General features: G+C 64.3%; 6 protein-coding genes. 5 read left to right on the forward strand and 1 reads right to left on the reverse strand.

The genetic code is table 11. The annotated features are described in order from the left end of the window. Window positions 1–541: 541 nt before the first annotated feature. Together acs and ABR948_RS25885 are read left to right on the forward strand one after the other, a co-directional pair. Window positions 542–2,506 (forward strand): acetate--CoA ligase, encoded by a 1,965-nt coding sequence (gene acs, locus ABR948_RS25880; RefSeq protein ID WP_428123386.1) that lies wholly within the window; start codon window positions 542–544, stop codon window positions 2,504–2,506. 453 nt (window positions 2,507–2,959) lie between these two features. After that, entirely contained in the window at window positions 2,960–3,472 is a 513-nt protein-coding gene (locus ABR948_RS25885; RefSeq protein WP_424111561.1) for a L,D-transpeptidase, read from the forward strand. Window positions 3,473–3,576: 104 nt separating this feature from the next. On the opposite strand, the gene ABR948_RS25890 is transcribed toward ABR948_RS25885, so the two are convergent. Further along, complete coding sequence (locus ABR948_RS25890) at window positions 3,577–3,807, reverse strand: DUF1674 domain-containing protein (RefSeq protein ID WP_428123389.1); 231 nt, start codon at window positions 3,805–3,807, stop codon at window positions 3,577–3,579. A 172-nt stretch (window positions 3,808–3,979) separates the two neighbouring features. On the opposite strand from ABR948_RS25890, the gene ABR948_RS25895 reads away from it, so the two are divergent. The 3 genes from ABR948_RS25895 to purH form a co-directional block, all read left to right on the forward strand. Next, the gene (locus ABR948_RS25895) at window positions 3,980–5,332 is read left to right on the forward strand and encodes an RsmB/NOP family class I SAM-dependent RNA methyltransferase (RefSeq protein WP_424111559.1); all 1,353 of its coding nucleotides are present in this window, start codon (window positions 3,980–3,982) and stop codon (window positions 5,330–5,332) included. A gap of 154 nt (window positions 5,333–5,486) precedes the next feature. Further along, window positions 5,487–7,202 (forward strand): heparinase II/III family protein, encoded by a 1,716-nt coding sequence (locus ABR948_RS25900; RefSeq protein ID WP_428123393.1) that lies wholly within the window; start codon window positions 5,487–5,489, stop codon window positions 7,200–7,202. 91 nt (window positions 7,203–7,293) lie between these two features. After that, window positions 7,294–8,193 (forward strand): bifunctional phosphoribosylaminoimidazolecarboxamide formyltransferase/IMP cyclohydrolase (purH, locus tag ABR948_RS25905; protein WP_428123391.1); only part of this gene is annotated, 900 nt, incomplete at its 3' end.

The raw sequence follows: 8,193 nt of genomic DNA on the forward strand, positions 1-8,193 counted from the left end.
TCGTTCTGGTCGCCGAGCTTCAGGCCCAGTCCCTTGGCCAGGGATTCAACGCTGCCGGGATGGGCCGGCGTCGCGACAACATGCTGGTCGGCGGAAACGGGCCGCGTAGCCTCGAAATTCTGCTGATCCATCATGACTTTAGACGCCTTGCTCCGATTGGCCTTCCGGTAATGCCGATTCTTGTCGTTTGGTTCCGGCAGACCGTCCGGCCCCGGGGAGGCCATTTAGGGCGTAATTGCCGGGAGCGCCAGCCTATGATCTCCGCGGCGCGGTTCCTGGTTACCGTTGAGCCCGCCGGGAGGCCCCCAACTGCGGCATACTGCCCCGCCGAAAACGCGATCGTGATGGCCGGGGGACACCCCCGCGAAGCTTTTTTCTCGATCCGCTTGGGCCCGCGATTTGACCCAACGCATGGTGGGGGTCCCGCCGAAGGTCTTATTGGTTCCGCTTGTCGGCGCCATCGGGCCCGACGCATAATCGTTGCAACAAAGAACGGCTTGCAGTGTTCGCGTGCACTGGCCGGATGGGTGGAGGGTAACAAATGTCCGAGAAGATTTACGGCGTCCCGGCGGAATGGGCCAAGCGCGCCTTCGTCGATGAAGCCAAATACCGCGACATGTATGCGCACTCGGTCCGCGACCCCAACGGCTTCTGGGGCGAACAGGCCAAGCGCATCGGCTGGATCAAGCCTTTCACCAAGGTCGAGAACGCCTCCTTCGCGCCCGGCCATATTTCGATCAAATGGTTCGAGGACGGCGTCCTCAACGTGGCCTGGAATTGCATCGACCGGCATCTCGCCAAGCGCGGCGACCAGACCGCCATCATCTGGGAGGGCGACAACCCTGCCGAATCGAAGCACATCACCTATCGCCAGCTGCACGACGAGGTCTGCAAGTTCGCCAACATCCTGCGCACCCGCAACGTCAAGAAGGGCGACCGCGTCACGATCTATCTGCCGATGATTCCGGAGGCCGCCTACGCCATGCTGGCCTGCGCGCGGATCGGCGCCATCCATTCGGTGGTGTTCGCCGGCTTTTCGCCCGACAGCCTCGCCCAGCGCATCAGCGACTGCCAGTCCAAGATCGTGATCACCGCAGACGAGGGACTGCGCGGCGGCAAGAAGGTGCCGCTGAAGACCAACGTCGATGCCGCGATCGCCAAGATGGCTGACAAGAGCGGCGGCGTCGACTGGGTCATCGTGGTCAAGCGCACCGGCGCCAAGATCGACATGAATCCGTCGCGCGATTTCTGGTACCACGAAGCCGCCGAGATGGTGACGAGCGAATGCCCGGTGGAGCATATGCACGCGGAAGATCCGCTGTTCATTCTCTATACGTCGGGCTCGACCGGCCAGCCCAAGGGCGTGCTGCATACTTCAGGCGGCTATCTGGTGTTCGCCGCGATGACGCATCAATATGTGTTCGATTATCATGACGGCGATGTCTACTGGTGCACCGCTGACGTCGGCTGGGTCACCGGCCACAGCTACATTCTCTATGGACCGTTGGCCAACGGCGCCACCACGCTGATGTTCGAGGGTGTGCCGAATTACCCCGATAATTCGCGGTTCTGGAACGTTATCGACAAGCACAAGGTCAACATTTTCTACACCGCGCCGACCGCGATCCGCGCGCTGATGCAGGGCGGCGACGAGCCGGTCAAGAAGACCTCGCGCCAGTCGCTTCGGCTGCTCGGCAGCGTCGGCGAGCCGATCAATCCGGAAGCGTGGGAATGGTATCACCGGGTGGTCGGCGACGAGCGCTGCCCGATCGTCGACACCTGGTGGCAGACCGAGACCGGCGGCATCCTGATCACGCCATTGCCCGGCGCCACCAAACTCAAGCCGGGGTCGGCCACGACGCCGTTCTTCGGCGTGGTGCCTGAAATCGTCGACGCCGACGGCAAGGTGCTGGAGGGCGAATGCCAGGGCAATCTCTGCATCGCCAAATCCTGGCCGGGGCAGATGCGCACGGTCTATGGCGATCACGCCCGCTTCGAGCAGACCTATTTCTCGACCTACAAGGGCAAATATTTCACCGGTGACGGCTGCCGCCGCGATGCCGACGGCTACTACTGGATCACCGGGCGCGTCGATGACGTGATCAACGTCTCCGGCCATCGCATGGGCACCGCCGAAGTCGAGAGTTCGCTGGTGGCGCACGCGAAAGTCTCGGAGGCCGCCGTGGTCGGCTACCCCCACGACATCAAGGGCCAGGGCATCTACGCCTATGTGACCTTGATGACCGGCACCGAGCCGAGCGAGGAGTTGCGCAAGGAACTGGTGGCCTGGGTGCGCAAGGACATCGGCCCGATCGCCTCCCCCGACCAGATTCAGTTCGCGCCGGGGCTGCCGAAAACCCGCTCCGGCAAGATCATGCGCCGTATCCTGCGCAAGATCGCGGAGGACGAACCGGGAAGCCTCGGCGACACCTCGACGCTGGCGGATCCCGCCGTGGTCGACGATCTGGTCGCGCACCGCCAGAACAAGAAGGACGCGTCGGCGTAACATAGCCGTGCTCGTCAAACCTCGCTCGGCTTGCGGTGAGGCCGAAATTCGCATTGGCGAATTTCGGGTGAGGGTGGAATCACTGCACATTGCGACGTCACGATTGGCGGGCAGCCCCTCGCCGCGTGGAGCGCGGAGCGAGCGTGCTTCGCGTCGCTCGCGGCCGCGCGGTACTCCGGACACCGGTTCTCGCTCACGCAATCGTCAGGGGCAGCTTGCGGCTGCGGCACGTTTCCTGGCGAGTGTTGTTTTCAGGTCATTTACTTTGTTTGCAACATTTCCTTTGCTGCTGCAGCGGAACCAGCCCCTGACCCCGCGCGGAAAGCGTTTGGTTAACGCACGCGGTTAAAAATACGTGGGTAAGAATGCTTGGGTAAAGCCGCTATTTTGCGGGTTTTGCGTCGAGATTTGACTGTCCGGGACCGGGCGGCGGAAACGAAATTGGAGAAAACGATGCGGTTGAGGATCGCGGTGGCGCTGGCGGCCACCATCGGGGCGGGGATGCTGGGAACGACGGGCGCACAGGCGAACCCGGAAATGGTCGGCGTCCGCGGTGATTATTCGCCGGGAACCATCGTCGTGCGGACCAACGAACGCCGCCTGTATCTGATCCTCGATCAGGGCCATGCGGTCCGCTACCCGGTCGGCGTCGGCAAATCCGGCAAGCAATGGGCCGGTACCACCCGGATCGACGGCAAATACCGCAATCCGGCCTGGTCGCCGCCCGCGGAAGTGAAGCGTGACAAGCCGTCGATACCGGACGTGATCGCCGGCGGTTCGCCGCGCAATCCGATGGGCGTCGCCGCGATGACGCTGGCAGGCGGCGAATACGCGATCCACGGCACCAACATGCCGGGTTCGGTCGGCGGATTCGTGTCCTATGGCTGCATCCGCATGTTGAATCCGGATATCACCGACCTGTACCAGCGGGTTTCCGTCGGCACCACGGTGGTGGTCACGCGCTGATCTGAAATTTTGTCATTCCGGGATGGTCCGAAGGACCAGACCCGGAATCTCGAGATTCCGGGTTCGCGCTGGTGCGCGCCCCGGAATGACTTTGCTGGCAGGGTTCAAAAATCCGAGGCGATGCCTTTGGTTTCCCAGTCGCCGTACCGGGTCGGTTCCGGGCCCTGCGGTCCCTGGAATTCCTTCGGCACAGGCTTGGCATCGGCTGTCGCCGCTTGCCGGCGCGCCTCCGCCTCCGCGAGCGCGCGTTTTGCCGCCGGCGACAATGGTTTCCGTTCCGGCGAGGGTGCCGGTGTGGGTGCGGTCGTCACACGCTGTGAAGAATCGTCCGTCATCGCCAATTTCCAGCCGCGGGACTGGTCCACTCGATTCAAGGTTTCGACAATGAGCTCACACCCAAACTATGAAGTCATAAAGGCGATTCTTACATTTGGCATATTCCGCTGCCAAAGGTGTTTTCCCTTTTGACGGCAAAAGCCGTCCGATACTGCGAAATGCTCCCGCTCCATGCCCCCACAACGATTCGCCCTGCCATCCGAGGTGCCTGGTCTAGCGGCGCGGCGGATCGCAGCCGATATTCTTGACGGCGTGCTGCACAAGCACCGGACGCTCGACGAGCAACTCGACGGCGCCGCCGCGCATCCCGGGCTGAAAAGCCTCTCCGATCGCGACCGCGCCCTGATGCGGCGCCTGGTGGCAACGATTTTGCGGCGATTGGGCACGCTGGGCCATGTGCTGTCGCGGCTGCTCGATCGCGGCATCCCGACCGACGCCCCACGCGCGCAAAGCGCGCTCCTGATCGGCGCCGCGCAGATCCTGTGGATGGATGTGCCCGACCATGCCGCGGTCGATCTGTCGGTGCGGCTGGTGCAGTCGGATCGGCGGGCCGCGAAATATGCCGGGCTCGTCAATGCGGTGCTGCGCCGCTGCGCCCGCGAGGGACACCCGCTGATCGAGGAAGTGAAGTCGCAGACGCTCGACGTGCCGCCGTGGCTCTTGGCACGCTGGATCGCCCATTACGGCGAGGCGGTGGCGCGCGACATCGCGGTTGCGATCGGCCAGGAACCGTCGCTCGATCTGACCGTGAAGTCCGACGCCGAGCAGTGGGCGACACGCCTGCATGGCGAAGTGCTGCCGACGGGGTCGGTGCGCACGCTGCTGCAGGGGTCGGTAACGATGCTGCCGGGATTCACCGAGGGCCATTGGTGGGTACAGGACGCCGCCGCCGCTTTGCCGGCGCGCCTGTTCGGCGACGTCGCCGGCAAGACCATCGTTGACCTCTGTGCCGCGCCCGGCGGCAAGACGGCGCAGCTCGCACAGGCCGGCGCGCGCGTCACCGCGATCGATCGTTCGCCCAGCCGCATGGCGCGGCTGCGCGACAATCTGGCGCGACTGACGCTTCAGGCGGAGACCGCGGTGGCTGACGCCGCCGACTGGCTCGGCCAGCACAGCAATGGGGATTTCGACGGCATATTGATCGATGCACCCTGCACCTCGACCGGCACGATCCGGCGCCACCCCGATGTCGGCTGGCTCCGGCAGGAGTCCGATATCATCGCGCTGGCGGCGCAGCAGAAGCGATTGCTGCAAAAGGCGGTCGCGGCGCTGAAGCCGGGCGGAATGCTGGTCTATTGCACCTGTTCGCTGGAGCCCGAAGAGGGCGAGCAGGCCATCGCCGCACTTCTGATTGCCGAACCCGCGATGCACCGCATCCCGATCGAGGCGAGCGAGGTCGCTGGCCTCACTGAAATCCTGACCGCGGAGGGAGATTTGCGTACCCTGCCCTGTCATCTGCCGCACCCGGACCCCCGGCTGGGCGGCCTCGACGGCTTTTACGCCGCGCGGCTGGTTAAATCCTGATTTTGCACTGCATTTCGACGCCTTCACGCTGATTCGCGCCGTTTCAAGATGGTGTCTTGGCCGCGTTTCCGGATTAAAAGGATTCGCGAAAGAATCCTCCCAATCAAGGTAAGGCGTGTCGGTCGCTCACCGCAGACGAATCTCGACGCTGATTTTGGGCCGTTTCGCGCGGAGCACGATGGCGCGTGCAAGCGGTGGCTCGGTGGCGCTGTCGCGGCTGTGGCCGGGCCGCACCGATCGCCTGATCATCGCCCCGCACGATCTGCGCACCGCCGACGCCACCCGCGCGGCCGAAATCTATGCCGGCCGCTTTGTTTTTGCCGGCAAGATCGTGACCTGCCACGGACGCTCGATCTTCGATCTCGAGCCGCCGTCGGAGGACTGGGAGGTCGCGCTTCTCGGCTTTGGATGGCTGCGGCATTTGCGCGCGGCCGATACCGCGCTGACCCGCGCCAATGCGCGCTCGCTGGTCGATGACTGGATTTCAAATCCGGGACACAAGCGGCCGGTCAGCCGCCGCGCCGATGTGCTGGCGCGCCGCGTGATCTCGCTGCTGTCGCAGGCGCCGCTGGTGCTCGGCGACACCGACGGCAAATTCTATCGGCGCTATTTGCGCGGGCTGACCCGCGAAATCCGCTATCTGCGCTACACCATGCTCGATATTCCCGACGGCGTGCCGCGGCTGCAGGTGCTGATCGCGCTGTGCTACGCCTCGCTCTGCCTCGCCAACCAGGCCCGGCACATCCGCGCCGCCGCGCGAAAACTGTCCGACGAATTGCAGCGCCAGATCCTGCCCGACGGCGGACACATCTCGCGCAACCCCGGCGCGTTGATCGAGCTGTTGATCGACCTGCTGCCGCTGCGGCAAACCTTCGCCGCCCGCAACATTGCGCCGCCACCGGCGTTGTTGAACGCGATCGACCGCATGATGCCGATGCTGCGCTTCTTCCGCCACGGCGATGGCAGCTTCGCGCTGTTCAACGGCATGAGCAGTGCGCCCTCCGATTTGCTGGCGACCTTGCTTGCCTATGACGATGCCCATGGCGCGCCGATGGCACACATGCCGCACAGCGGCTTTCAGCGGCTCGACGCCGGCGCCACCACCATCATCATGGATACCGGTCCGCCGCCGCCGCCGAATCTCAGCCATGAGGCCCATGCCGGCTGCCTCTCGTTTGAATTATCGTCGGGACCAAGCCGGATCGTCATCAATTGCGGCATGCCCGCGACCGGCCGCGACAATTGGCGCAGTTTTGCGCGCGGCACGGCGGCGCATTCGACGCTGACCTATCACGATACCTCGTCCTGCCAGTTCGTCGAACTATCGGCGATGAAGCGGCTGCTGCAGGGCGCGCCTATCATTGGTGGGCCCGGCAACGTGGAAAGCTATCGCGAGGTGGTCGCCAATGGCGAACTGCTGACCACCTCGCATGACGGCTATCTCAAGCGCTTCGGCGTGGTGCATCGCCGGGTGCTGATGCTGGCGCATGACGGCGCGAGGGTTGACGGCGAGGACACTTTGTCACCGGCCCCGGGAGGGCGGATCAAGGGCAACGAGACCGACTATGCGCTGCGGTTTCACCTTCATCCGTCGGTCAAGGCAAGCCGCCTCAGCGACGCCCGCGGCGTCATGCTGGTGCTGCCCAACCGCGACGTCTGGACCTTCGAGGCCCTCGACGACAAGGTCGAACTCGAAGACAGCGTATTCCTGGCCGGAAACGACGGGCCCAGGCGCACCGCCCAGATCGTGATTCGCCAGGACTCGCGGCAGGTTTCCTCGATCCGCTGGAGTTTCGTGCGCTCGAGCGCGTCGGCCTCGGCCACCACGGCGAAACGTAACGCGCGCCGCGAGCCGGAACTGCCTCTGTAATATTGTGGCCAACCTATCCCCGGTTGCCGGCACCGGTTTCGCGGCCGTCAAAACCGTGCTACCCGGCGGGCCTGCCATTTAGGATCAAGCTATGACCGACCATCCGCGCCGCGTCACCCGCGCATTGCTGTCCGTTTCCGATAAATCCGGACTGATTGAATTCGCCCGCGCGCTGGCCGGCCACGGCATCGATCTCGTCTCCACCGGCGGTACCGCCAAGGCGATTGCCGCGGCAGGATTGAAGGTCACGGATGTTTCGGAACTGACCGGATTTCCGGAAATGATGGATGGGCGGGTCAAGACCCTGCATCCCAAAGTGCATGGAGGGCTGCTGGCGATCCGCGACAATCCCGAACATGCGCAGGCGATGAAGAGCCACGGCATCGCGCCGATCGATCTGCTGGTGGTCAATCTCTATCCGTTCGAGGCCACCGTCGACAAAGGCGCTGGCTTCGAAGAGTGCATCGAGAATATCGATATCGGCGGCCCGGCGATGATCCGCGCCGCGGCCAAGAACCACGACGACGTCGCCGTCGTGGTCGAGCCGCAGGATTACCAGGCCGTGCTCGACGAACTCGCTGCGAATGCCGGCGCGACCACATTGCCGCTGCGCCGGCGTCTCGCCGCAAAAGCCTATGCCCGCACCGCCGCCTATGACGCGGCGATCTCGAACTGGTTTGCGAACGAACTCAAGACCGAGGCGCCGGATTACCGCGCCTTCGGCGGACGGCTGATCCAGGCGCTGCGTTATGGCGAGAATCCGCACCAGACCGCCGCGTTCTATCGCACCCCGGACAAGCGCCCCGGCGTCGCCACCGCGCGGCAGCTGCAGGGCAAGGAACTTTCGTACAACAACATCAACGACACCGATGCGGCCTATGAATGCATCGCCGAGTTCGATCCTGTTCGGACCGCGGCCTGCGTCATCGTCAAGCACGCCAATCCCTGCGGCGTCGCCGAAGGCGCCGATCTCGTCAGCGCCTATCGCAAG

This window comes from Bradyrhizobium sp. (genome assembly GCF_050014615.1).
Taxonomy (GTDB): domain Bacteria; phylum Pseudomonadota; class Alphaproteobacteria; order Rhizobiales; family Xanthobacteraceae; genus Bradyrhizobium.